22 protein-coding genes and 1 tRNA gene are annotated in these 23918 nt (G+C 60.1%); 5 read left to right on the forward strand and 18 right to left on the reverse strand.

Features of this window, described 5'->3' with window-relative positions:
* Window positions 1–40 precede the first annotated feature (40 nt).
* Window positions 41–1447 (forward strand): MFS transporter, encoded by a 1407-nt coding sequence (locus ACWPM9_RS16955; protein ID WP_484755917.1) that lies wholly within the window; start codon window positions 41–43, stop codon window positions 1445–1447.
* A gap of 21 nt (window positions 1448–1468) precedes the next feature.
* On the opposite strand, the gene ACWPM9_RS16960 is transcribed toward ACWPM9_RS16955, so the two are convergent.
* The 3 genes from ACWPM9_RS16960 to ACWPM9_RS16970 are packed head-to-tail and all read right to left on the reverse strand — an operon-like array spanning window position 1469 to window position 4153.
* On the reverse strand, window positions 1469–1852 hold the full coding sequence (locus ACWPM9_RS16960) for a VOC family protein (RefSeq protein ID WP_428185779.1): 384 nt from the start codon (window positions 1850–1852) through the stop codon (window positions 1469–1471).
* Between the two features lie 29 nt (window positions 1853–1881).
* Window positions 1882–2616 (reverse strand): RlmE family RNA methyltransferase, encoded by a 735-nt coding sequence (locus ACWPM9_RS16965; RefSeq protein ID WP_428185780.1) that lies wholly within the window; start codon window positions 2614–2616, stop codon window positions 1882–1884.
* A 1-nt stretch (window position 2617) separates the two neighbouring features.
* Complete coding sequence (locus tag ACWPM9_RS16970) at window positions 2618–4153, reverse strand: Ppx/GppA phosphatase family protein (protein WP_484755918.1); 1536 nt, start codon at window positions 4151–4153, stop codon at window positions 2618–2620.
* Window positions 4154–4405: 252 nt separating this feature from the next.
* Here ACWPM9_RS16970 and ACWPM9_RS16975 point away from each other — a divergent pair.
* Window positions 4406–4479 (forward strand) — tRNA-Gln (locus tag ACWPM9_RS16975).
* Window positions 4480–4751: 272 nt separating this feature from the next.
* Here ACWPM9_RS16975 and ACWPM9_RS16980 read toward each other — a convergent pair.
* From ACWPM9_RS16980 to ACWPM9_RS16995, 4 genes are all read right to left on the reverse strand, one after another.
* A complete protein-coding gene (locus tag ACWPM9_RS16980; RefSeq protein WP_484755919.1) occupies window positions 4752–5384 on the reverse strand; it encodes a tyrosine-type recombinase/integrase in 633 nt (210 codons plus the stop codon).
* A 116-nt stretch (window positions 5385–5500) separates the two neighbouring features.
* Window positions 5501–6313 (reverse strand): CPBP family intramembrane glutamic endopeptidase, encoded by an 813-nt coding sequence (locus ACWPM9_RS16985; protein WP_484755920.1) that lies wholly within the window; start codon window positions 6311–6313, stop codon window positions 5501–5503.
* A 28-nt stretch (window positions 6314–6341) separates the two neighbouring features.
* On the reverse strand, window positions 6342–9554 hold the full coding sequence (locus tag ACWPM9_RS16990; RefSeq protein WP_484755921.1) for a S41 family peptidase: 3213 nt from the start codon (window positions 9552–9554) through the stop codon (window positions 6342–6344).
* An 85-nt stretch (window positions 9555–9639) separates the two neighbouring features.
* Window positions 9640–10527: an SH3 domain-containing protein gene (locus ACWPM9_RS16995; RefSeq protein WP_484755922.1), complete on the reverse strand. Its 888-nt coding sequence runs from the start codon at window positions 10525–10527 to the stop codon at window positions 9640–9642.
* A gap of 203 nt (window positions 10528–10730) precedes the next feature.
* Here ACWPM9_RS16995 and ACWPM9_RS17000 point away from each other — a divergent pair, with 203 nt between their 5' ends.
* Together ACWPM9_RS17000 and ACWPM9_RS17005 are read left to right on the forward strand one after the other, a co-directional pair.
* Entirely contained in the window at window positions 10731–11345 is a 615-nt protein-coding gene (locus ACWPM9_RS17000; RefSeq protein WP_484755923.1) for a lysozyme inhibitor LprI family protein, read from the forward strand.
* Window positions 11346–11400: 55 nt separating this feature from the next.
* Window positions 11401–11769 (forward strand): hypothetical protein, encoded by a 369-nt coding sequence (locus tag ACWPM9_RS17005; RefSeq protein WP_484755924.1) that lies wholly within the window; start codon window positions 11401–11403, stop codon window positions 11767–11769.
* A 39-nt stretch (window positions 11770–11808) separates the two neighbouring features.
* On the opposite strand, the gene ACWPM9_RS17010 is transcribed toward ACWPM9_RS17005, so the two are convergent.
* From ACWPM9_RS17010 to ACWPM9_RS17025, 4 genes are all read right to left on the reverse strand, one after another.
* Window positions 11809–12801, reverse strand: a complete 993-nt coding sequence (locus tag ACWPM9_RS17010; RefSeq protein ID WP_484755925.1) for a L,D-transpeptidase — start codon at window positions 12799–12801, stop codon at window positions 11809–11811.
* Between the two features lie 41 nt (window positions 12802–12842).
* Window positions 12843–13175, reverse strand: coding sequence for an SH3 domain-containing protein (locus ACWPM9_RS17015; protein ID WP_484755926.1), 333 nt, complete (start codon window positions 13173–13175; stop codon window positions 12843–12845).
* Between the two features lie 213 nt (window positions 13176–13388).
* Window positions 13389–13952, reverse strand: coding sequence for an AAA family ATPase (locus tag ACWPM9_RS17020; RefSeq protein WP_484755927.1), 564 nt, complete (start codon window positions 13950–13952; stop codon window positions 13389–13391).
* Window positions 13953–14151: 199 nt separating this feature from the next.
* Window positions 14152–14979, reverse strand: coding sequence for an oxidoreductase (locus ACWPM9_RS17025; protein ID WP_484755928.1), 828 nt, complete (start codon window positions 14977–14979; stop codon window positions 14152–14154).
* A gap of 77 nt (window positions 14980–15056) precedes the next feature.
* On the opposite strand from ACWPM9_RS17025, the gene ACWPM9_RS17030 reads away from it, so the two are divergent.
* Window positions 15057–16001: an AraC family transcriptional regulator gene (locus ACWPM9_RS17030; protein ID WP_484755929.1), complete on the forward strand. Its 945-nt coding sequence runs from the start codon at window positions 15057–15059 to the stop codon at window positions 15999–16001.
* 197 nt (window positions 16002–16198) lie between these two features.
* Here ACWPM9_RS17030 and ACWPM9_RS17035 read toward each other — a convergent pair whose 3' ends face one another.
* From ACWPM9_RS17035 to ACWPM9_RS17065, 7 genes are all read right to left on the reverse strand, one after another.
* Window positions 16199–17344, reverse strand: coding sequence for an AGE family epimerase/isomerase (locus ACWPM9_RS17035; RefSeq protein WP_484755930.1), 1146 nt, complete (start codon window positions 17342–17344; stop codon window positions 16199–16201).
* Window positions 17345–17384: 40 nt separating this feature from the next.
* On the reverse strand, window positions 17385–18740 hold the full coding sequence (locus tag ACWPM9_RS17040) for a glycoside hydrolase family 130 protein (protein WP_484755931.1): 1356 nt from the start codon (window positions 18738–18740) through the stop codon (window positions 17385–17387).
* On the reverse strand, window positions 18737–21016 hold the full coding sequence (locus tag ACWPM9_RS17045; RefSeq protein WP_484755932.1) for a glycosyltransferase family 4 protein: 2280 nt from the start codon (window positions 21014–21016) through the stop codon (window positions 18737–18739). The genes ACWPM9_RS17040 and ACWPM9_RS17045 overlap by 4 nt, the downstream gene beginning before the upstream one ends.
* 316 nt (window positions 21017–21332) lie before the next feature.
* Window positions 21333–21500 (reverse strand): hypothetical protein, encoded by a 168-nt coding sequence (locus ACWPM9_RS17050; protein WP_484755933.1) that lies wholly within the window; start codon window positions 21498–21500, stop codon window positions 21333–21335.
* A gap of 254 nt (window positions 21501–21754) precedes the next feature.
* Window positions 21755–22042 carry a DUF1488 family protein gene (locus ACWPM9_RS17055; RefSeq protein WP_484755934.1) on the reverse strand — a complete coding sequence of 96 codons (288 nt, stop codon included), beginning with the start codon at window positions 22040–22042 and terminating at the stop codon, window positions 21755–21757.
* On the reverse strand, window positions 22039–22287 hold the full coding sequence (locus tag ACWPM9_RS17060) for a hypothetical protein (protein WP_484755935.1): 249 nt from the start codon (window positions 22285–22287) through the stop codon (window positions 22039–22041). The genes ACWPM9_RS17055 and ACWPM9_RS17060 overlap by 4 nt, the downstream gene beginning before the upstream one ends.
* Before the next feature lie 636 nt (window positions 22288–22923).
* Window positions 22924–23889, reverse strand: coding sequence for a LysR substrate-binding domain-containing protein (locus tag ACWPM9_RS17065; protein ID WP_484755936.1), 966 nt, complete (start codon window positions 23887–23889; stop codon window positions 22924–22926).
* Window positions 23890–23918: the final 29 nt, after the last annotated feature.

Raw genomic sequence — 23918 nt, forward strand, 5'->3', positions numbered from 1 at the left:
GGTCGCAACGATCCGCCCGCAAATGGTTTTGCCTTCATCCATGAACCGCATTGTTCCACTCATTCTTGCCGTCGCACTTTTCATGGAGCAGATGGACTCGACCGTGATCGCCACTGCCTTGCCGGCCATTGCCGCCGATCTTCAGGTGGGGCCGATCACGCTGAAGCTGGCGCTGACGGCCTATATGGTGGCGCTGGCGATCTTCATTCCCGTCAGCGGATGGATGGCGGACAGGTATGGCGCCAAACGCATTTTCCGTCTGGCCATCATGGTGTTCATCATCGGGTCCGTGTTGTGCGCGGTGTCTGGCTCGCTGTTGTTCTTCGTCCTGTCGCGCTTCCTGCAGGGCATGGGCGGGGCGATGATGACGCCTGTCGGGCGACTGGTTCTCTTGCGCACGACGCAGCGCTCCGAGCTGGTGTCGGCCATGGCGCTATTGACCATCCCGGCCCTTGTCGGGCCGCTGACCGGTCCGCCGATCGGCGGTTTCATCACCACCTATTTCAGCTGGCACTGGATTTTCCTGATCAATGTGCCCATCGGCTTTGCCGGCATCTGGCTCGCATCGCTTTACCTGCCGGACGTGCCGTCAAGGGCAACGCCGCCGATCGATCTCCTGGGCTTCTTCTATGTCAGTGTCGCAGCATCCGGCATCGTCTTTGGCCTGTCTGTCGTCAGCCTGCCAGCGCTGCCGCCCGCCATCGGTATCGGCGCGACCCTGATCGGTCTCCTGGCGGCCTTTCTTTACGTTGCGCATGCGCGGCGCCACCCTGCGCCGCTTCTGGCGCTCAGCCTGTTTTCCAATGCCACCTTCCGCACAGCCGTGGTGGCAGGCGCGATCTTCCGCACCGCCGGCGGCGCCATTCCCTTCCTGATGCCGCTGATGCTGCAGATCGGGTTTGGCCTCACGCCCTTCCAGTCGGGCATGACCACCTTTATCGGGGCGATCGGCGCAATCACCACCAAGTTCATGGCCAAACGCGTCTTTGCGGCTGCCGGTTTTCGAACCACTCTGCTGATGGCCGCCGTCATGGGCGCTGCAACCACGGCGGCCAATGCCTTCTTCATGCCGGGCACATCCTATGCCGTGATCATGACCTTCCTTCTGGTCGCCGGCTTTTGCCGCTCGTTCTTCTTTACCGGCATCAATGCGCTTGGCTATGCCGATGTGCGCGACGACGATGCAAGCCAGGCGACATCGACATCATCGGTCTTGCAGCAGGTCAGTCTGGCGCTCGGCGTGGCGCTGGCGGCAGCCATTCTGGAAACCAGCACGCATCTGCGCGGCGGCGAACTTCAGCTGGGAGATTTCCATATGGCCTTTGCCGTGGTGGCGGGGCTTTCGCTGCTGGCTGCAATTCCGGTGCTGGGGCTGGCCCGCAATGCAGGCTCGGCCGTCTCCGGTCATCTGCGCGATCCCCTTGAGGACAACACCGCCGTCAAATAAAATAGCCCGGTGACGGCAAGCTCAAACCGACCGTTCGCACACCGCCGACAGCTTGTTGCCATCGGGATCGCGGAGATAACAGGCGTAGAAATGCGCGTGAAACGGTCTCAGACCCGGCGCCCCCTCATCCGTTCCGCCATGGGCAAGGCCCGCTGCATAGAAGGCATCGACGGCCGCGCGGTCAGGCGCATCGAGCGCAATAGAAGTGCCGTTTCCGAAAGTGGCCGCTTTGCCGTCGAAGGGTTTCGTCACCCAAAGCCGACAGCGGGTATCGCCTTCACCGGCATAACCGATCTCGGTATCGTCGCCCCGGATGAAGCTGTAGCCAAGCGTTGCCAACAGCGGATCATAAAACCGGCGTGCCCGCTCCAGATCGTTGGTGCCAAGGGTGATGTATAACAGCATGCCGTGTCGTCGCCCCCCGCCCTTGCCCCTCAGGCTCCCTCTTCACTGGCTTCACCTTCGACAGCATGGGGATGACGTCCCTTGAAGCCCTTGGCGAGCAGGAACATCTCCACCGATTCCGCCCGCGAGGCACCGGGCTTCACGTGAATGACCTGCTTGAAATTCTTCTTCAACAGATCCAGCAGGTCCTTCTCGGTCCCGCCCTGGAAGGTCTTGGCGAGGAAGTGGCCACCCACCGCCAGAACATCGATGGCGAAATAGGCGGCGACCTCGCACAGATGCATGGTGCGCAAATGGTCGGTCTTGTGGTGACCCGTGGTGGGGGCCGCCATATCCGACAGCACCAGGTTGGGTGCGCCACCGATGGCCGTCTTCAACTGGTTAGGCGCATCGTCATCGAGAAAGTCGAGCTGCAGGATGGTGACGCCGGGAAGCGGTGCCATTTCCAGAAAGTCGATGGCGGCGACACGGATATCCTCATCGGTGGAATCGGTGACCTTGGCGGCGATCTGCGACCAGCTGCCGGGTGCCGCCCCCAGATCGATGATGCGCTTGGCACCTTTCAAAATCTGGTGCTTCTCGTCAATTTCGAGCAGCTTGAAGGCGGCACGGGCGCGGTAGCCCTCGAGCTTGGCGCGCTGCACATAGGGATCGTTGATGTGGCGTTCGATCCAGCGTCTGGACGAGGCCTTGAGCTTGCCCTTCTTGACCCGCTGGCCAAGCTTGCGGCCTGTGCGGCTGTTGGCCACTGGTGGTTTGGTCATCTCAATGCTCCCGCTCGCGGAATTGTCTGACGCGGTGGCGATTGCGCCGCCACACTCCATCATCGGCCATCATGTCGGTCAGCAGACCCTCACGCAAGCCACGGTCGGCCACCCGCATGCGGGTCGACGGCCAGCGCCTGCGGATGGCTTCCAGAATGGCACAGCCGGCCAGCACCAGATCGGCGCGATCCGGCCCGATGCACGGATTGGCGGCACGGCCGGCATAATCCCAGGACAGAAGCTTTGCCTGCATGGCCGAGACTTCGTCATCCGACAGCCACAGCCCGTCCACCCGGCGGCGATCGTAGCGCGGCAGATCGAGATGGACGCCTGCAAGTGTCGTCACCGTGCCGGAGGTGCCGATCAAATGAAAACCGGACGCATGATGGGGATCGTCTTGCGGTGACGGGGATTCGAACTTGCCCAGCATGCCGGCCACTTCCGAGACCATGGCCTCGAAGACCGTGGGCGTCACGTCTCGCCCGCCATGGCGTTCCGACAGCGTGACCACACCGACCGGCAACGAGGTCCAGTGGGTAATGTGATTGGCAAGCCGGCTGGAGCGATTGTCGCCGATCCGAATAACAGCGATCTCGGACGAGCCGCCGCCGATATCGAAGAGCACGACAGAGCGCGCTTCACGACCAACCAGCGAAGAACAACCGGACACGGCCAGACGCGCCTCGGTTTCGCGATTGATGATTTCAAGCTCGAGCCCGGTTTCTTCGGTCACGCGGGTGAGGAACAGCTCGCCGTTTTCTGCCGCGCGGCAGGCCTCTGTTGCGATCAAGCGCATGCGGCGGATCGGGCGGCCTGCCAGTTTGCCGGCACAGACCTTGAGCGCCTCGACCGAACGGTCCATGGCCTCGTCGGATAGCCTGCTCGATGTGCCAAGCCCCTCACCCAGGCGCACGATACGCGAAAAGGCATCGACCACACGGAACTGCCCCGGGCGGGTGGGCGCTGCAATCAACAGGCGGCAATTATTGGTGCCCAGGTCAAGTGCGGCATAGAGATCCTGGTCGCTTTGGAACGGTGCGGCAGTCTGGCTGGATGGACGTCTTGCCGGCAGCTCCGCCCTGTCTGGTGCTTGCGGTGTCTCCTTTACAGCGACATCGCCCGACCTTGCAGAGGTCTGCGAGACGCCTGCCGGTGCCAGCGGCCGGACATGGCGGTTTTTGCGATTACGACTGCGGCGACGCTTCTTGCCCGGGCTCTGTTCCGGTTTCGACGTGTCACCATGGGCTGGCGCTGTCGCGGCAGACTGAGCCTGGCCTTCCGTCGATGATGGGTTGAGTTTGGCCGCACCGCCCTTGCGACGCCGCTTTCGCTTGCGGGTTGCACGGTGGTCACCGGCTTCGGAACGTCCGGACGAGTCGGGCGCTTGAGCCCGATTCTCCACGGAATGCGGCTGAGCGGCGGGCGGCATTGCCCCCTTCCGCTTGGCCTTCTTGCGGCGTCGGGACTGGCCCTTTGCACGCTTTTCCGCCGACGCCCCCTCGACTTGCGGCACCGGGCCGCGATCGGGGTCTGTCACTTTTCAAGTCCTTATTCGCCGCGCAAGGCCATTGAGGCATGCTGCTGGCGATCCATTGCTTTCGTTGGGCAAACCATACCAGCGCAGGCGATTTTCGCCAACCTGTTTTTCCGCGTGGCGCCCAGCCGCCCATGCCGCGATCGAGGGCTCGATAAAAAGACCGCATTTTTTTGATTTCAGCTATTTGCAACTGCATCTTTTTTTGTTTATAAGCCCGCTCACCGACAGATCGCGGCTTCCGCGATCCCCTGCTGGGGAATAGTTCAACGGTAGAACGACGGACTCTGACTCCGTTAATCTTGGTTCGAATCCAGGTTCCCCAGCCAAATTCATCTTTGACCGATTTTCCAATCCAAATCTGCGACCATCTCCCGCACGAAAAAGTGGCGTCTTCTCAACAACGTGGACGATCTCGGTCGCTGTTATCTATGCGACCTGTCCTGTTCGCAGAAGGCGGAGAAAACTGGCTGGGACCCGCGATCGATGGCCACAAGGGGGCCGTGGGGAGACTGTCCGATTCTGCCGCGCGAGGAACAGAAGCGGACATATCACATCTGGCCCCTCAGAAGCGGCCCTTAGTCTGAACGTGAGACGCCTGTCAGATTTCAGTCCGCTCGGCCAGTTCCAGTGCGTCCTCAATGTCGACGCCGAGGTATCCGACTGTGTTCTCGATCTTGGTGTGGCCAAGCAGGATCTGGATCGCTCGAAGGTTGCCGGTGGCCTTGTAGATCATCGCAGCCTTTGTTCGCCGCAGGGAATGCATGCCGTAATCCTCCCGACGAAGCCCGATCGCCGTCACCCACTCGTCGACCAGCCGGGCGTATTGCCGAGTGCTGAGATGGTCAGCCTGGTCGACGCGACTGGGAAGGGCATAGTCATCGACAGTTCCGCCCCGTTGTTGATGCCCGGCAAGCAGACTAGCTCTGACCTCTGCCGTAATTTCGAACTGCACGGGACGTCCAGTCTTCTGCGGAACGACCATCGCACGAGTTCGAACGTCGTGCCCTGTGACCAGTGTCCCGATTTTCAGCTTTACCAGATCACAACCGCGTAGCTTGCTGTCGATGGCAAGATCGAACAGCTCTCGATCTCGCATCCTTCCTTCACGGTCGAGGAAGAAGCGGACTGCCCAGATTTGGCGCTGCTTCAAGGGCTTCTTTACGCCAACTTGTTTGCCCGCGTTCCAGGCCGGTCGGCCCAGTGCGCCAGGATCATATTGTGAGATCCCCATTTCAGTTCTCCTATGGCCACATTGGCCACAGAGAGAACGCGCCACTCTCGATTTATGGCTGAGCAGCGATAGGGCGAGCCACAACTCTATTCCGGGAGAGGAAAGCGGTCACTGTATCAGAGACTCCCACGTTCGGTGCCTCGAACTCCCCGCAGGAGCCACAATCCATAGAGCAAGCCCGGCAGAACCACCGCGACGGGAATGACGACCTGGCCGATGAGCGACGATTGGCTGGTGGCCTCCGTCGTCTGCTCCATGCCTGTGATCGGCGCCTGGGCCTTGACCGCCAGCATAAGAAGAAAAGTGGCCCAATCCCAGAGCGCATGGACGATGATCGAGGGCCAGATGGAGCCGGTCCGGATCAGGATCGCGATCAGGAGAATGCCGGTGCTCGCGGCGGTCAGCGCCTGGATCGTCGATGCTCCAAAATCTCCGGTAATGAGACCGTTCAAGACGTGGACAGCCCCGAACCCGGCCGTGGTCAGGATAATTGCGGGCCAGATGGAAAACCGCGTGAGCAGGGCTCGATAGAGAATGCCCCGGAACATCACCTCTTCTGAAAAGCCAACGAGAAGCGCATTTGCCAGGAGCAGCGCAATGACGCCAACAGGCGGAAGCCCGATGAGGACGGCCGCGGCAAGTAGAATACCAATCAGAACAGCGGGTAGCCAGAGCAGCCGCAGTGTCCCGGGTCTGGAATGGCGAAAACCCATATCACGCCATCCGCGCCAAACGATCACGAGCAAAAGCAGAATGCAGGCAAACAGGATATGCCAGGCAATGTTTCTCGAGATCAACTCATCCAGTGAAATCTCAGGCGGATAGAGAAGCTGGGCACCGAAGAATGTCACGCCTGTCCAGAGGACGAGCGTGACCAGGGACAGGATGATGCGGGTGCTCGTGTCAGAGGCCGTCTTGTCTTCCAGCACGCGCGATCTCCTCCTTGTGCGCCCCTTACTATTTCAACTGTTCCAGCATGGCCTTCACAGCGGCTTCGAGCTGCGAGTCGCGCCCTTCGGCAACACTATTGGGATCGTTGTGAACCAGAATGTCAGGCTCGATCTCGGTGTTCTCGAACCAGGTGCCATCATTAAGCTGAAAGCCGAGTTCGGGCACCCGGTAGCGCAGTCCTGATTGCAGTTGCTGCACTTCACTGACAGCCGTGCCCGTGCCGGGCGTGCGATCGCCGACGATCTTGCCGATACCTTTCTTCTTGTAGAGCATGGGAAAGACCGAGGCGTCCGAATAGCTGCCGGCATTCTGCAGCAGAATGCTGGGCTTTGCCCACCGTCCCAGCGGATAGTGCGTCACCACATGGCCGTCGCGCGCCCTGTTGACGGCGTCAGCCGAGCCCGTGAGCATGATGATGAGCTCATCATGGAGGTTGCCGCCGCCATTCGCCCTGATGTCGACGACCACGGCCTCAGCGTCGGGATGAAGACCGAACAGGTCGCCAAAGGCAGCGCGATAGGGATCGGTCATCATCAGGCTGAGATGAATATAGCCCAACCGCCCGCCGGACAGTTCCTGAACCATGGACCGGCGCTTGTTGACCCAGCGTTGGTAGGCCAGCGAAAACTCCTCAGCAGTCGTGATCGGCGTCACGATCGTCTCTACCTTTTGGCCACCATCTGCAGCCTCGACAGTGAGCCGAACCTCCTTGCCGGCCTTGCGATTGAGCAGCCGCTCGATGCCCATGTCGGCGGCGATGGGCGCGCCGTCGACTGCGAGTATGGTCGCCCCGGGGACCAGAGGGCTGTTCTTGCGATCTGAAGGTCCGCCCGGCATGACTTCAAGGATTTTCATGCCTTCGCCACTATGGTCGGCGTCATAATAAAGCCCGAGCACACCCGTTGCGTCCGCCAGCGGGTTGGTTGCCGCATAGCTGGGATTCTGATGCGAGGCATTCAGTTCGCCGTCCATCTCGCCCAGCAGTTCGGCGAGATCTTCCCAATGGGAAATATAGGGTGCAAAGGCAAGATAGTGATCGCGCACCCCGTTCCAGTCGGTGCCCTGCATGTCGTCCCGGTAAAAGGTCTGGTCCGTCGCACGCCAGTTGGAGCGAATGATGTAATCGACCTCGGACCGGATGCTGCGGTCGATTTCGGCGTGATAGGCGACCGCCTGCGATGCGCCGCTGGCCAGATCATAGCGCGTGATCGTGCCGGGCGTCATGACGAAGATCGCCTTTCCTTCCGGATCGATCTCTGCTGCAAAGACATTGGCTGCCGGGATCTCGAATATCTTCCGGTCAGCGCCGCTGGTGAGGTCGCGCACCCGTGCCTCGGCGGTTCCAGTGGGTGTCGGCGAGATCGTGACAAAGGATGTGTTGTCGCTCAGGAGGCGGTAGCTCGGATAATCTCCGGAGCGCGGCGTCAACCTTGTCGTCCGCTCGCGGATGCCATCCAGCTCCGGCACGATCCTTTGATCGCCCGTTGCTTCACTGCGACCGGTAGACCGGCTCCGCTCGGCCGCTGTCTGATGAAGATTTTCCCAGCCATCGCGGGTGAGAAAGACCCCCATGACATCCATTTCCTGAGATTTTCCCTCGGTAGAGCGCAGGCCATAGCGATCCGAAACCCAAAGCACGGCTGAACCATCATCACTGAAGTGCGGCTGGAGATCGACGAAGCCGTTCTGGCTGAGGTTATGGCTTGCCAAGCCGTCCGCTGCGATGAGCGCGATCTCCGAGGTATTGAAATATCCGGTTCGCGATAAGAGCCACTGTCCGTCCGGGCTCCATTCCAGCGAAAGATCGCCATCATCGTAGGAATAGGTCTGGTCGCCTGCCTGGACGGTGAGCGATTGGCCCGTGGCAAGATCCTGAACGCGCAATTCGGTGCGATTGCGCAGATAGGCGATCCGTTTTCCCTCGGGGTCGTAAGCTGGCGCGAAGAGATCTGCGCCGTCCTCGACCAGGGCGTGTTCCTCGAGCGCCACCGGAGCCGACAAACCACCGGTGTCGCCCTCTTTCAGCGCAGTCTCGTAAATGTCCCAACTGCCAGTCCGCTCGCTGGCATAGGCAAGCCTGCGACCATCGGCGGAAAATGTCGGATCACGCTCCTGGGCTGCCGTGTCGGTAATGCGGTGGGTGACCTTGCTGTCCCAGCCGGTGACGAAGATTTCGCCACGCGCCACAAAGGCGATCTCCTTGCCGCCCGGGGCAATCGCCATCTGGGTCACCTCACTGGTCACGTCGCGAATGGACGTGGTGTCATAGAGGTTGCCTTGACCGATCGTGACCGAGAGACGGACAGGTTCCCCCGCGCCGGGATCAAGCCGCCATATGGCGCCGTTCCAGGCATAGGCGAGTGTCCCGTTCGATGCTGAAGAGAGGAAGCGCACGGGCCAGCGCTCATGGAATGTCACCTGCTGCGGCTCGGTCTGGTCGAAGCCCTTGCGCCAGACATTGAAATTGCCAGCCTGTTCGCTGAGCCAGTAGAACTGGCTGCCGTCGGCGCTCCAAGTGGGATCGCGGTCTTCTCCGCGAAAATTCGTCAATTCCTGATGGTGATCGGTCTTGGGATCATAGAGCCAGACATCATGACTGGCGTCTGAGACATGGTGCTTGCGCCAGGTATTCTCCACGATTGACGGGTCGTCCTCATACAGGATCCTGCCATCCGGGCCATAGCTGAGGTTGAGCGCGGTGGTCGGCAGGAGTTGCTTTTCCCGTCCACCCGTGGCCGGCACCGCATAGGGCCGCTGATAGAGGCCAGCCAGTCCATAAACGGCATTGGTGGCGTCTGCCTTTGGATCTCCAAGGCGCGCCGATGAAAACACGACATCCTTGCCATCCGGCGTGAAGCTCATCGGCCGATCATTGGCCGAATGGTAAGTCAGGCGTGTGATTGGCCCTCCCGCCGCTGGCATGATGAAGACATCATCCTGACCGTGGCGATCGGCGGCAAAGGCGATGGATTTGCCGTCCGGTGACCATACTGGATGCGTGGCATGCCATGGGCCTCCCGTCAAAGGCGAGGCCTCGCCGCCGGATGCTGCAACGGTCCAGATCTGTCCGCCATAGGAAAAGGCGATGCGACCGCCATCAGGGGATATCGCCGGGTAGCGAAGCCACAGGGCTTCCGGGTGGTCTTCCGCGCAGGCCATAGAGGCGCAAACGGAAAACAAGGCGGCGATCGCCAATTGTGTCGTCGTTCGTTTCAGCATTCCGTTCCCCTCTCCATGGCTTATGCCAAGCATCTATGTGCAAGGGCGCGGACAACCTTCCGCAGCGCCCGTAACGTCCGATTCGTTATTGGAAGAGAACATATCCGCCGGACCGGTCGCTGAGCGTAAAGGTCATGGTCAGCCCGTGGCCTGAACGGTTCCTGACGAGCACGGCAGTTCCGTGAGCACCGTCCGTGCAATGAACGGAGGCCGCCTCGCTTGCCACACTTCCCGGGACATGTTTGATGAGACCCGTGCACAAAGGCGAGCCGCCGTCAGCTTGAACGATCAGCGCGTAGGCACCTTCCCTATGCCCGACAATCGAGCCATTGGCGGAGTCGCCGCCATAGAAGGTTCCTCGTCCCGACAGGTTCACATTGGCAGATGTCCGGTCCGGTCCATGCGTGACGGACGGAGAGTTCTCCCGCATGTAGCTGTCGACAGCGTCGTGCGCATGGCCGAGCTGCTGGCGTGAACAGGACGATCCAGCCGCAACTCGCCGACCGGCCGGATTGTAGAGTGTCGTGCAACCGCTTCTGAACCGAACCTCGATCTCACCGCTGTTACGCAGATGCAATTCCGGAACATCATCCCTCTGTTTTTGCGCAGCGACGGGCGCACCAGGCTCCCGCAAATAACGACCGGCAACCCAGCCGGAAATCTGCCCATTTGGCGTTTCCACATGGCACCACCGGCTGTTCCCGCTTCCCCGGCAGCCGAGGTTGCGGAAGCGAAAACCGTTCGGCGCCGTGGTGACGATCGGATGCTGCGCACTCGGACCACTGCGCACATTCAGATGATCGTTGGCCGCCACACCGGTGACCTGCCAATAGTCGGGTCCCATCTGGGCATAGGCACTGGATGCCGCAAAAAGAAGCAGGACCGACATGAGCCACCCGACGACGTCGCGTCGCCAAGACCAACGCGCTTCGCGTCCAATAGACTGATCGCCGGCAGATATTGTGTCGCGCATTGTCCCCTCCTTGGTCTCACGCCTGCGGTGGAATGACACATCATGATTGCAGTCACGCGTTTATTCAATCATAAATGAAAATTAGAATAGACGCATACCTCAGGCGCGGAAGCGGCTTATCGGATGTGGAAGGCAACGAAATTGCCTTCCAGCTTTTGGAAACTTGTCGACAATCGCCGTTCCGACTGGAGCAAGGAGTTCGAATGTCTCGCCATTTCCTTTCCATGATCGTCTCCATTCCATGCATCCTGCCCGTCGCTGCCGCCGCGCAGGATGGCCCCACTTTCGATTGTGGCAAAGCAGAAAGTTCGGCCGAAAAGCTCGTCTGTACAGATCCGGCGCTTGCCGAACTCGATCAGCGTCTGGCCGTTCGTTTTGCGGCCGCCGAAACGGTGGCAAGCGGGTTGGACGTGGGCAGTGAGCAAGCGACAAAGACATTGCGCGCCATGCAGCGCGGCTGGATTTCCGGACGGGACGAATGCTGGAAGGAAGACGATTTGCGCAGCTGTGTGGAAGAAGCCTATCTACGCCGGGAGGCAGAGCTGGTCGCGGAGTTTCTGCTGGAGGAACCCGCGACCGTCCAGACCTTTCAATGCGACGCCTCGTCTGGTGGCGAATTCGTCACTTATCGATTTGCCACGCCTCTGCCGGCCGTCAGGTTGGAGCGCGGTGACAGTGTCTATGTCGGCGCCTTGCTATCGACTGAAGATCCGGGGACCTTTTATCTTCGCAGCAGTGGATCCGTGTCATTTGAGGATGCCGCGGCAACCCTGACAGACCCATATGGCGCGGCGGAGCAATGCACGGTGAGCAAGTGACCGACGCGCTTGCCGAGGAGGCGAAAAGATCGGTCATGGTCAGACAGGGACCGGCATGCTGAGCACGATCTTCCGGCTCGTTTTCACTGTCTGCGCTCTTCTGGTGGCAACACTTGCGTTCCTGATTGTGGCGAGCGTGCCGCTTGCAGACAAGTCGGGGCAGATGATGGACAGTCTTGGTATCAGCGCTATCGTCGGATTGGTCTTCCTCGTTGCCGGCGCACTGATAGTGGGCATTGGATATTCAGCGTCGACACTGCGTCACAAACTGACTGAGGCGCGCGGCCAGACCGACCAGCGGGCTCTGGCCAACCGCCTTGTCGCCTATCTCGCGGTCGCCTTTGCCCTGATCTCTCTGTGTCTGCTTGCGATGCTTTTCGGCGTCATCGGACGAATCATGCAGGGTTTTGCGGTCTTCGGTTAGGCACGCTTGATCGGCAATATCCCACAACCAAACTCTGCCTCACGACATGATCACGAAATCTCGGCCCGAACGGGTATCGGGATGCAGAGGCGCATCCGTCAGCACCAGAACGGCTCCGGGATGAAGTAAAGCCTGCAGGTTTGCTGCAAATTCGGGCGTGGTGGTCAACCGCTCAAGGGGTGAGGACGCGCCGCGGAAATTGGCACCCGACGAGACGCTGCGCGTGATGTCTATCCACTGGGCCCCGGTCGCATCGGCCGACTGAAACATATAGACGTGACTGCCAAGCGCGCTGGATCCGCTGATATAGAGTGGCGCCTGTGCCCGGACACGGCCGTTTTCGGTCAACATGATCACTCTGTCAGACGAAGATGCTATAACCGAGACGACAGGTTGCGCGCCGCTGCCCGTCCAGTCTGATGGGTGCTTTCGCCCCTTCTGGGCGGAGACAAGCTGCTGCATCTGTCCGGCAGCCAGCCCCCCGAGCACGAGGCCCGGATCGATCAGCTCGCTTGCATCGCCCGGTGCCCCGGCAATGATGACCGGCGTGCCCAGATGGGTCACACCGAAGAGCTTCTCGGAAAACGCTGTCGGGAGGCGAATGCAGCCATGGGAGGCGGGATAGCCCGGAAGATTGCCGGCATGAAGGGCAATACCCGACCAGGTCAGCCGGTTCATATTGGGCATCGGAGCATTGTCATAGGTGCTGGAGTGATGGTCGCGGTCTTTCTCTAGAATGACAAAGACCCCGGTGGGTGTCTCGTGACCGGGTTTTCCGCTGGAGCAGGTCGATACGGCAATGCGAACGCCATTGCGGTGGACGTGGACCCGCTGGCGTGGCAGGGACACGATCACCGCCAGGGGGCCGTTGGGCGATCGCTCCGGATGCCATGTGAATTCACCGGGCCGAAGCGCCTGGATCTCCTTCATCCCGTTGCTGGCAGCCCGCGCCGTGAACGGCATGAAGGCAAGGCCCAGGCCGATGCCCTGCAAAAGCAATCGCCGGGATAGGCCACTTGAAAGACTGGTCATCTACCCTCCCACTCATCGTGAAATCAACCGTTCGCCGAATGTCAGGGACAGTCGCTATCGTGCACATAGCGGGCCTTCACCCAGCCCTTAGTTGTTCGGTCGCCATTGTAATGCGTGATGGGACACCAGCGACTGGCCCACTGCCGCGACAGCGGAATGCAAGGACCGTCAAGATGGATGATCCCGTGCTCGCCTGGCACCAGACCGTCTACGATCCGCGACTGTGCCGAGGGGCGGGCACGCATATTGAGAGCGTCGTTATCGGAAACATGGGCGACCACGAGACAGCCCGGACCACTTGTCGCGCGCGCTGGCCCGGCTCCCATGACACCAGCCACACTCGCCAAAGCCACAAGCACTCGGATCGTCGTCATCGCGAAATTCCCCGTGCAGATTTATCTATTTCTAACTTAGCAATCCCAGCGCGAGACGTCCATCGCTGAAGATCCACCCCACCGGTTGTCGTCACCTGGGAGAACTGCGCATCGCCGCAAAAACTTAGCTATGTCCGCTTGTAGGCGAAGAGAGCATGGGGACGAACGTCTCAAATGAAGGCGCAAAGGCGACGCGATTGGACGGCCGTCACGTCAGTTGCGGACTTGGCCGCAAACTCCAAGACGCTCGAGTACGAAGTCAGCTCTCGCTTTGACATCGATTTTCGGGAGGATGATTGGGCCGTATCCCAGTCTTCTGTATCCTGAGAGCAGTCGCTCATATTCCTCAACACCTTCTTTGAAGGCGTGCCGCCTCTCACGATCCTGGATGAAGATTTCAGGCCAAGGAGGCGTGAGAAATACCAGACGGTGGTACCGTGGCGATTGCCTCAAAATTTCATCTGCGCAGATGCTGGAAGCATGCTCCAATGCCAATGCCGCATCGACTAGGCCGCGGTCAAAGAAGATCCAATCGTTCGAAACAGATGCGCGAGTTCGATCGACTGAGGCCATCTCGATGGCGCGACGCGCAAAGGCTTCAAGATCAACCCATGGCAACGCTCCTCCCCCGTTCGCCTGCTCTTCCAGAACAATTCTGCGGCCCGGTTCTTCTATGGTTCCAAAGCCTCGCTCGTGCAATTCAGCAAGAAGCGTAGACTTTCCGCCTCCCGAACATCCTGAAAGTATAACGTGACGGCTACGCGCATCAGCTTGCATATCTGACCCTATTCACTGAACCTCACCAACGGCGACTTCTTTGAACGAAACTGAAATCCGGACCCGGCCGATTGCAGTCGTCTGAGCCTGCTTGCGCCGTAGCATAAATCGACCGAGACCGGATAGCGCCATATGCAATTCAGCCGCAAACCGCACGCACGGATGGTGGCGCGGTCTGCCGTAGTCGTTGCAGCGTCTATCAGCCGTCAGTCGAGACCGTGACGGGTTTCCAGGTTTCGATTTCCTGCTGCAGTTGCTCAATCTTGTCAGAGACGAGGTTGAGCGCGTCGCTACCAAGCAAGAGCTGCGGCGGTGAATTGTCGGACTCGATCAGAGCCATGACTGCCTCTGCAAGTTTCGCAGGATCGCCGAGTTGCTTACCGTTCTTTTCTTGTCGTGCCTCCCTAATCGGACCAAACAGCGCATCGTAGTCCGCAATAGATCTTTCCGTGCGGATCATCGAACGTCCGGCCCAGTCTGTTCGGAACGAGCCTGGGCAGAGCGCGGTGACGTTTACACCAAATGGCGCCATTTCGGCGCGCATGACCTCGGAGATGCCCTGGAGGGCGAACTTGCTGCCGCAGTAGTAGCCAATGCCCGGCATGGTGATCATTCCGCCCATTGAGGTGACGTTGACGATGAAGCCGTGACGTCTTTCGCGGAAACGCGGCAGGAAGGCCTTCGCCACTGCAACCGCACCGAAAACGTTCACATCGAACTGGCGCCGCATCTCTTCGAGCGGCGACTCTTCAAGGATACCCTCATGGCCGTAGCCGGCATTGTTGATCAGGACGTCCACCGGCCCGTAGTCTGCCTCTGCCTGTTCGACGATATCGGCTATCCGGTCAAATTCTGTAACATCGCACAAAACAGAGCGGACGGCAGGCAAGCATTCTGCAAGGCTTGCCCGCGACGCTTCGGAGCGGATGGTGCCGACAACCGTGTGGCCCTGTTTGCTGGCTGCCGTAGCTATGGCCAGACCGAAGCCCGAATTGGCACCTGTAATGAAAAAGGTCTTCTTGGACATAGGTGACTTCCTCTCCTTGTTTGATTGTTGTCTTTGACTGATACTCTCCTGTCCGCGATCTGATGAGACCAATTTCTATGACTTCCTTGCCAAATCCTATGAGTATCGAAAGCCGACAGGTTGTGCGTGAGCGGCTGTTGGAGCTGGCCGGACTGCTCGCCGCAGATGAGGGATACAACCTGACGGGACTTCCAGGCATTCGCATTTTGAGGACGGAGACGGTGCTTCATGACGTCCCGGTGCTCTACAAGCCCGGGGCCGTCTTCGTGTTGCAGGGAAAAAAGCAAGGCATGCTGGAAGGCGACGTGTATCTCTACGACGAGGAGCACTATCTATCTGTCTCGGTGCCCGTTCCGTTCCGTATGGAATCTGTCGCGAGCGTGGATCGGCCGCTGCTTGCGGTTTATTTGGAATTCGATATGCAGCTAGCCGCCGAGATCGCCTCGGAAATCGAAAAGCGGTCATCCGGGACGTCGGCCGCCAAGGCAAAAAGTCTCGTATCGAGCAAGATGGGACCCGATATCTTGGACGTGTTGCTGCGTCTGTTGAAAGCCCTGACCAATCCAGTGGAGACTGCGGTGCTGGGCGCAGGCGTCTTGCGCGAACTGCATTATCGGGTTCTTGTGGGCCCCCAGGGTGGGGCGATGATATCGGCGCTACAGCAGAGAGGTACATCCGGCAAAATCGTGCAAAGCCTTGCCCGGCTGCGCGAAACGTACCGCTCAGACATCTCCGTCTCGGCTCTGGCAAGCGACGCGGGCATGAGCATTCCATCCTATCACACCCATTTCAAGGCGCTGACCGGCAGTAGCCCGATGCAATACGTCAAGGCCATGCGGCTTCATGAGGCCAGATTAATGATCGCACGACAGGACATGACGATCGCGGAAGTGGCTCTCTCGGTTGGCTATGTCAGCCCCGCTCAATTCAGCCGCGACTTCAAACGGCACTTCCGCCGCACCGCTTCGCAAGAGGCAAGTTGGGTCCGCCAACATCTCGGCGCGCTTGCCTTGGGAGCATAGGGCGATTGTCCCTGTGGGGCCGCAAGCAGACTGTCTGAAGTTGAGGTGCCGCAAGCCGGAGCCGACATTCAAAAGTCTGGCAGCTTGGTCGATCTCGGCCCAAAGCTGGCAGAAGGGTTCTTCGTCGCCATGGCTGAGCTCTCCCATCCAGACTCTGGAAGTCAGACCACACCACCTACTTTTCAGCAATCTGCGTTTCAGGTGGAGCAGGTTAACCGTAAATCCCCTGCCGAAGCAGCAATCGCCGTCCAGAGGTGATACAGCGAGCTTGCCGGGATCGTGCTGCCCATGGGTGCGCCGTTCAGGTCGAGACGGTCGTGCCAGCAGCCATGCGGTACGCGTGTCATGTAGGCAGCAAGGATTGCAGAGGCGACGTCGTCCGCCTCTGTCTGATATCCCGGAATGCCAAGTCGCTTATGGAGCGCCATGAAAGCCTTGAGCATCTCCACCTGCGGCCACAGGCGCCGTGACGGGCTGATCGCCTTATCTGCCGAAACGGTATCGACCAAGAAAAGCGAGCCCTGCATGCGCCCAACTGCCAGCGCAGTCGAGAACAAGTCCAGGCATGTCTTGGTGTTGTCGCTGTGAGCGAGCGTATCGTGACGAGTTGTCAACCAGACCCACTCGCACATATGGCCTGGCTCTAGCCGATCGGATCCATATCGGTCGGCAAGCTCCCATTGGGGGCCGAAGAATTCGTGCAGCGGCCCCTTCGGTCGGACGAAGAAATGCGCGCGCAGCAGCGCGAAGGCCCTGCCTTCCGACCTCATATGGGCGGAAGTCCGGTTGTTCTCGCACAAGGCCAGTGTAGCCTCGAGGTAGTGCATATGCGGGTTCTGACGGCGAGGAAGGGTGCCATCGCTGTCTTCGTCCCAGCCGCCAAAGAGATTTCCCAAGGTATTGTCGACCGCCTGGATCGTCTCGTCGATCTGGTGTCTGTAGACATCCTTGCCGGTCGCCGTCAGCAGCCAGGAGAGAGCGAGCAGCACGCAGGCATTGTCGTAGAGATCGCGAACGGGATCGGTAATGCTATCGGTGTGGCGATTGAAGCTTCTCACGTAGCCTCCCCGCTTCCCGCTCACCCAGGCGATCCGGTGCAGGTTAGCGAAAGCCAGTTCGGCCAAATCGAGCGAAGCCGAAGGGGCAACGCCGAGATGGGCTGCATGGGCGTGGACATAGATCTGGCGGGCTACCGTCCGGGTCCGCACCTCACCTGCCTTCTGGGGCGATCCATCCAGCTCCAGGTATTCGACGAATTGGCCGCAGGTCTCATCGAAGCCGCACCTGCTCCAGGTCGGCAGAATATCTTCGAGGAAGACCCGTTTCAATTGCATGAAGCTCATCGCCGAATGCCTGGTGGCGCGCCCCTCGTACCCCCCGCATTCACCATGTCATCCCAGTGGGTTGCATCGTTTCCAGAAGCCTGCTGATCTTCATCGTGGTGAAGTTGGAATAGGTGTCCGAGACCGCATATGGCAGGGCAATCAGATCGCCATGCCGCATGGCACCGCAGGAATAGACGACGTTCGGTACATAGCCTTCCCGCTCCGTCGGTTCCGGCTGCAGTAGCGGCTCGACCGTCCGCGACAGGATGATGCTGGGGTCGCTCTTGTCGAGCAGCGTCACGCCGATTGCATAGCGCCGCATCGGCCCCACCCCGTGGGTGAACAGCAACCATCCCTCGTCGATTTCGACCGGTGAACCACAATTGCCGATCTGGACGAACTGCCAGGCGAATTCCGGCTTCATCAGGAGACGTCCTTCGTCCCATTGATGCAGGTCGCCGGAATAGAGCAAGAAAAGGTTTTCGCTGTCCTGCCGGGCGATCATTGCATAACGACCGTCGATGCGGCGGGGAAAGAGCGCCATGCCCTTGTTGCGGGCGGCAGGTCCCCGCAGCGGCGTCAGCGTGAAGTTGAGGAAATCGGTCGTTTCCAGGAGTTCCGAGCGGATCGAAGAACCGCTATAGGCAGTATAGGTGGCGAAGTAGATGGTCTTGCCTTCGTCTTCGAAGGCGACGAAGCGGGCATCTTCTATGCCGTTCGCTTGGGCCTCGGTCACCGGGAATATGACCCGCTCGCTGAGATCGCTTTCCTCCTTGAAGCTAATCCCGATGCAGCCGGCGGGAGCGAGGCCGTCATTCGCATGAATGTGGGGCAACACCGCCATTTGCGTCGGCGCATCGATGGTGACGGCCCCCTCCGGGTCGATCACGCCAGAGCGGAAGGTAAGCGAGGAGATATGTCCTTCGCCTACGGCCCTCAGACTGAGGATCACCCTCCGGCTTCCCTCACCAATACCGGACTGGTCGGGATGCGGCACGATGCTCGGATTGAACAGAGCGGCGGACTCGAACGAGTATTCGTTCATGAAATAGGCCCCGACCAACTGCCTCTGCTGCTGGGTGAACTGTTGATGGTGGATAAAGGCATCCTCCATCGCATCCGCCCGCAGCTCGAACTGTCGCAACAGATTGCGATGCCGACCATCGAAATTGTCGAGGATGTCGCGCAACTGGTTGGCGGTCGAGGTGGGGTCCAGCGACAGAACTCGATCGACGATTTCATTCGCCCTTGTCTTGTCGCGTGGATTGAGATGCCGCGGTTCGGTTGATGGTTTGAACGGGCGCACGATCACCCGTGTCGGATCCGGCTTCAGATAGAGGGCCTGCCGGTTGAGGAGGCTGGATTGGGGCAATGTTGGTCTTTCGGAGTTTTTGCTGTGGGTGGAGCGGCTCATGACGATTGCCTGACGCCAACCCTTGGAAGCATCGGGCGCAGCATCTGGTTGGCACGCCCGAGTTCGACGCAGGAGATCAGGTAGCAGAGCACGGATTCGGCACCCCGGTTCTCGTTCGGGCGGTCCACATGCAGGCCGTCGCGGCAACTGCCGGTTTCCGGGTCGATGAGGGAAATGCCGTGATCATTGCTGCCGGTGAACCAGTCGAAGGCCCTGTTGGCGGCCTCTATCCAGCTTTTGTCCGAGGTCGCCTCGTAAGCGGCAAGGCACGCGGCCACGGTTGCCGTCGCTTCGACCGGCTGTTGGTCGAACGGCCTCGGCGGCTGCCCGACCTCGAAGAAGCCGTCGGTGCCGACGGGACGAAAATGGCCTTTCTCACCTGTCTGCTGAGGCATAAGCCATTCAAGCGTCGCAACACCCGTCTTGACGAAAGCCGGAACCTTGGTCGACAGGCCAGTCAGGATCAAGGCCTGGCTCAGGCGGGCGTTTTCATAGGAAAGCCCCTGCTCGAACCAACGGCGCCCGTCCGTCGACACACGACGCTCCAGATCCATGAGATTTTCAGCGAGCCGTATGCGCAGCATGCGTGCGCTAGCGTCGTTGGGATTGGCCGTGCAGTAATCGTCGAGGCCGAGAAGCGTGAAAGCCCAGGCACGCGGGGAACGAAAGTCGAGTGTGACGGACATCGCGCGGGCGAAAAGGGCACTTGCCCACCGACGGCGCGGTGCATCCGTATCGGACAGGGCGCAGGCTCCGAGCGCCCAGAGGGTTCGACCATGACTATCTTCGGAGCCCTCGTCTTCGAGCCAGCGGCGGTCGTAGCTCATGAAGTTTCTGAAGCGACCGGTGTCGGGGTTCCAGGCGTGTTCGACGAAGGCTGCGAAGGAGGCCGTCATGCGGTCAGCGATGCCAGTTTCGCCGATGGCCGAGAGGAGTGAGGACAGAAGTAGGGCTCGCGCGTTGTCGTCGACGCAGTAGCCATGCGACCTGTCGGGCACGGAGAATACCGCGTGCTGCGTAATGCCCGTGTCGTCGCACATTGTGTGCAAATGGCCGAGCTTCAAAGCCGTCTGCTGCGGTGGGCGCTTGATCCGCAAGGAGACGAGGTCGCTGACGAGCTTCGGTCGAAAGGAAGTTCGCGCCTTCGCCATGCTGTCGAGGTAGAGCGTGGCAACATGCGACCAAATCATCGCGCGCCCAGCCTCGTAGGCCCTCTCGCGCATGGCCGTTCGGGCCTCGTCATCGCCGAGCAAGGTAGAGATTGCCTTACCCGTGGCCGACGCGTCGCCGAAAGGAACCAAAATGCCTCGGCCGTCGCCTAATAGATCGCAGGCGTGCCAATAGGGCGTAGAGACCACAGCACTTCCCATGCCAAAACTGTAGGAGAGCGTTCCTGACGTCATCTGCGCTTCATCCAGATAGGGCGTCACGTAAACGTCGCATAAGGCAATGAAGTCGAGAAGCGTCGGCAGATCGACGAAGTCATTTAGAAATTGCACGGCATGATCGACGCCCAGCCGCTCAGTGCGCTGGCGCAAACTGTCGCGATAGGCCTCGCCTTGCTGGCGCAGAAGCGTCGGATGTGTGGCGCCGAGGACGACGTACAAAGCCTCGGGGCTCTCTTTCAGAATGTCTGGCATGGCATCGATGACAACCTCGATGCCCTTGTTGGGAGAGAGGAGGCCAAAGGTCAGGATGACCGGGCGTCCCGCATAACCCCGCCCGATCTTGGCAAGATCCGGATCATGAAAGGGACGATCGGGTATGCCATGGGCGATGACATCGATCTTCTGGGGGGCGATGCCATAGATTTCCGTAAGCAGCGTGCGTCCCTTCTCGGCCATCACGACGACACGGCTGGACTGCGCCGCGACCTTCTGCAGGATGCGGTGTTGGGACGGTGTCGGTTCGGCAAGGATGGTGTGGCAGGTGGTGACGAGCGGAATGCGCAGATTTTCCAGTAGCGTGAGGATAAACTCGCCGTCGTCACCGCCGAAGATGCCGAATTCGTGCTGCAGCGAAACCACATCGAACCGACCTTCGTTCAGAACCTGCGCGGCCGTCACATAGTCTTCGACTTCTTCCTCACGGATCTCGAAGATCACATCGTCAGGATAGGAGTAACTCTGCCTGGCATCCGTCACGGCGACAATGCTCGCCTGCACGGGCTCGACCGCGTCGACCAGTGCCTGGGAGAGGTCGCCGGTAAAAGTCGCTATCCCGCATTGGCGGGGAAGAGAATTGCCAATGAAGGCGATGCGTATCGGTCTGCTCATCTGCGTTCCCTCCAGAACATGGTGGCGAGGTCTCGCCAAATTGGCCAGGGACGCACAGCGCGGCCGCATGGTGGATTCACGCGCGTCGGGATTACGCGGGTCCCGTAGCCTCCAGGTCCCGTTCCAGGGCGACGCGACCCTGGCGGAGTTCGGCATTCCAGAGCCGGGACTAAGGGCTGTGTAAACGGATGGATTCTGCAATCCGGCCGCTTCCCGGCCCCTGACCTGATGTCGAAGACGTTCGGCCGACACGTCGCAGACGCGATCCGCTTTTTACGGATGTCAGCCAGTATGATCACCTTGTCCGAAGGCTCCATCAGATGCCTCGCTTCTCGGGCGTAACGGCCTGATCGCCACCGCACGGACTCCCGCCCTCGCCCTCCCAGCGCGACAGAGCCGCAGCGTGACTGAAGACGACAGTCTCCCAGATGGCTGCCTGCATATCGCTCATGACCATTCCCTTGCGAAGGCGGTCGATGATCACGACCTCTCTTGCGTAGTTGCCACCTGACTGCGCCTGGAGTCCCGCGCTCGAGTAGCTTGAGCGGTGGAGAAGCGGACGCAGAAGCGCCTCCTCAGCCAGGGTTGGCTCACACTCTGGAGGATCTTTTTTCAGCATTGTCGAAGACCAAGTGTCTGCCCGAGGCGGTCGTCATGGACGATCACTGCAGTGGATTGCTGACGATCGACCATGACGTGTTCCTGTTCCAAGTTCGCCAAGCGTTGTGATTGGCGTCGTCAGGTCGCCGACTGGAGGGACGACCCGAATGCACTGAGATCGAGTTCGATCGTTTTTCGTCGCCGAGACTGATAGGCTTTCTTCGCTGTCGTCAGGATGCGTTCCCGCAGGCGATCGAATGCCAGGAGATAGTCGCGCTCTTTCCGGCGGCTGGTCGCCCCCTCACGGTCAAAGAGTGCGACAGGCAATAGAAACAGAACCTGGTTCAGACCATCATGCCCGATGAAACGAATGAAACCGCGTGCCTCGTCATAGGCACGGGTCGGATTGGGGAAGGAAAGGGTCACAGGCTAGTGACCCGACTGCCGCTCTTTAGCCGCGCGAGGACGGCCTTGTCTGCCCAGAGGTTCACGGCGGGAACCAGATCGCCGGAGTAGCGGACGCCCTTCTGGTAGAGGGTCGTCGCATGGCGCGCCGCGCCACGGTCCAGCTCGCAGAGTGGTTCTTCATAGCGAAACCCGGTATGCCGGAGCGCGTTTCTGACGATGCTGATGTCGAAGCTGCTAATCGGCTGATGAAGGTCGGAAGACATGACGTCCTCCTTTATTGGGGCCAGGGTGAGTGCCGCCCAGAAAGTGGCAGTGCCCGTTCAATGGCTGCCACTTCAGTGAATATGGGCTCGCTTATCAGAACTTGCAAGAGCCTTCGAAAAACATCCATAGGGCGTAATCGAGGTCGCCATTGTCATATGGTCAGTGCCGCGCGTCATTCCGGCACGAATAAACTCTCCTTAACGGCTGCCTTCAAAGAAGAGATGGCCTGCTGCGGCATGTCTTTAACCTGAGCGGCGCGGCTAGAGCGATCCACAAAATCTGTCGTCGCGATTCACACTCCTTGCGCTGGCGTGGATGCGGAAATAATTGCCGCTCTGGTGCCATGTTCACGTCAGGTCAAATCCGGGGCCTAACGATAAATCCACGCTCGCTCGCACCGCATTGCTGACAGGGCGAGCTGATCGACTGCTTTCCGGTATCCAAGCGACCACCTTCAATGGCCGAAATGGGAGCGCATAGCGACCATCCGCGCGGCGACCGCAGGAAGGTGAAACTTAGCCCGAAAGCGAAAATTATTGCCGCTCGGCCGCTCGTATTGCCTGATGCCCAAAGCCAGGGCACAAAGATGGCATCCACGGTCGCCCGCTATGCTCACGCCGTAGGCATTGCATCTGCTATCGCAGGCGGGAAAGCCCCGTGACCGATGCCCTGTCTCGACCCAGTGCGCTTTCGCTCAAGAGGGCCTCGCCGATATAATCCCTGAAGGCGCGGACACGCCGCGGGAGTTGACGGCGGGGAGGATGGACGAGATGGACCGGGGTGCCGGGCGCGTCCTGGCCGCTCAAGACCTGGACCAGAGCGCCGGCGCGCACAGCCTGGCGCGCGTAGATCTCCGGGGCTTGCGCGATACCGATGCCTGCGATCGCAGCATCAACCAGCGCCTCGCCATTGGTGAAGGTGGCGACGGCCCCGCGGGTGTCGATTGCAATATCGCGTCCGGCAGCCGCGTAGACCATGGGTCGGTGCCGGCCAGAGGGCGGCAGGTAGGCGATCAGCCGATGCGAAAGAAGGTCGTTCGGCACCTGCGGACGACCATGGCGGATCAGGCAGTCCGGGCATGCATAGGTTCCCTGACGCAGAAATCCGAGCGGTTTTGCGACCAGATCCTCGTTTGAGAGATGGCCCACGCGCAAAGCCAGATCGGCGCCTTCCGCGATAAGGTTCACATGATGGTCATTCATGCGAACCTCGACCTTGAGCTTCGGATGATCCGCAAGAAAGCGACCGAGCAAGGGCAGGATGAGCGCGCGCCCGAGCGAGACCGGCATTTCGAGGCGGATCACGCCACTGAGTTCGTCCGGGTCTTTCAGAAGCGCGCTCTGCATGTCGTCCAGTTCATCCGCCCACCTGCTGGCCCGCGCATAAAGCAGGCTCCCCTCCTCCGTCAGTTTTACGCTGCGCGTGGTGCGGTGAAACAGGCGCACGCCCAGCCTGTCCTCCAAGCGGGCGATCGATTTGGACGTGGCCGAGGATGCCTGACCAAGCGATTCCGCCGCCCGGCTGAAGCTCAACGCTTCCGCGACGCGCAGGAATTCCTCCATCCCGGCGGCCTTGTGCTGCAAACGCCGATTGCTGACCATGGGGAACAAGTCTCCTGAATTCTGATCGA

The sequence above is a fragment of the Agrobacterium sp. H141 genome (assembly GCF_057158725.1).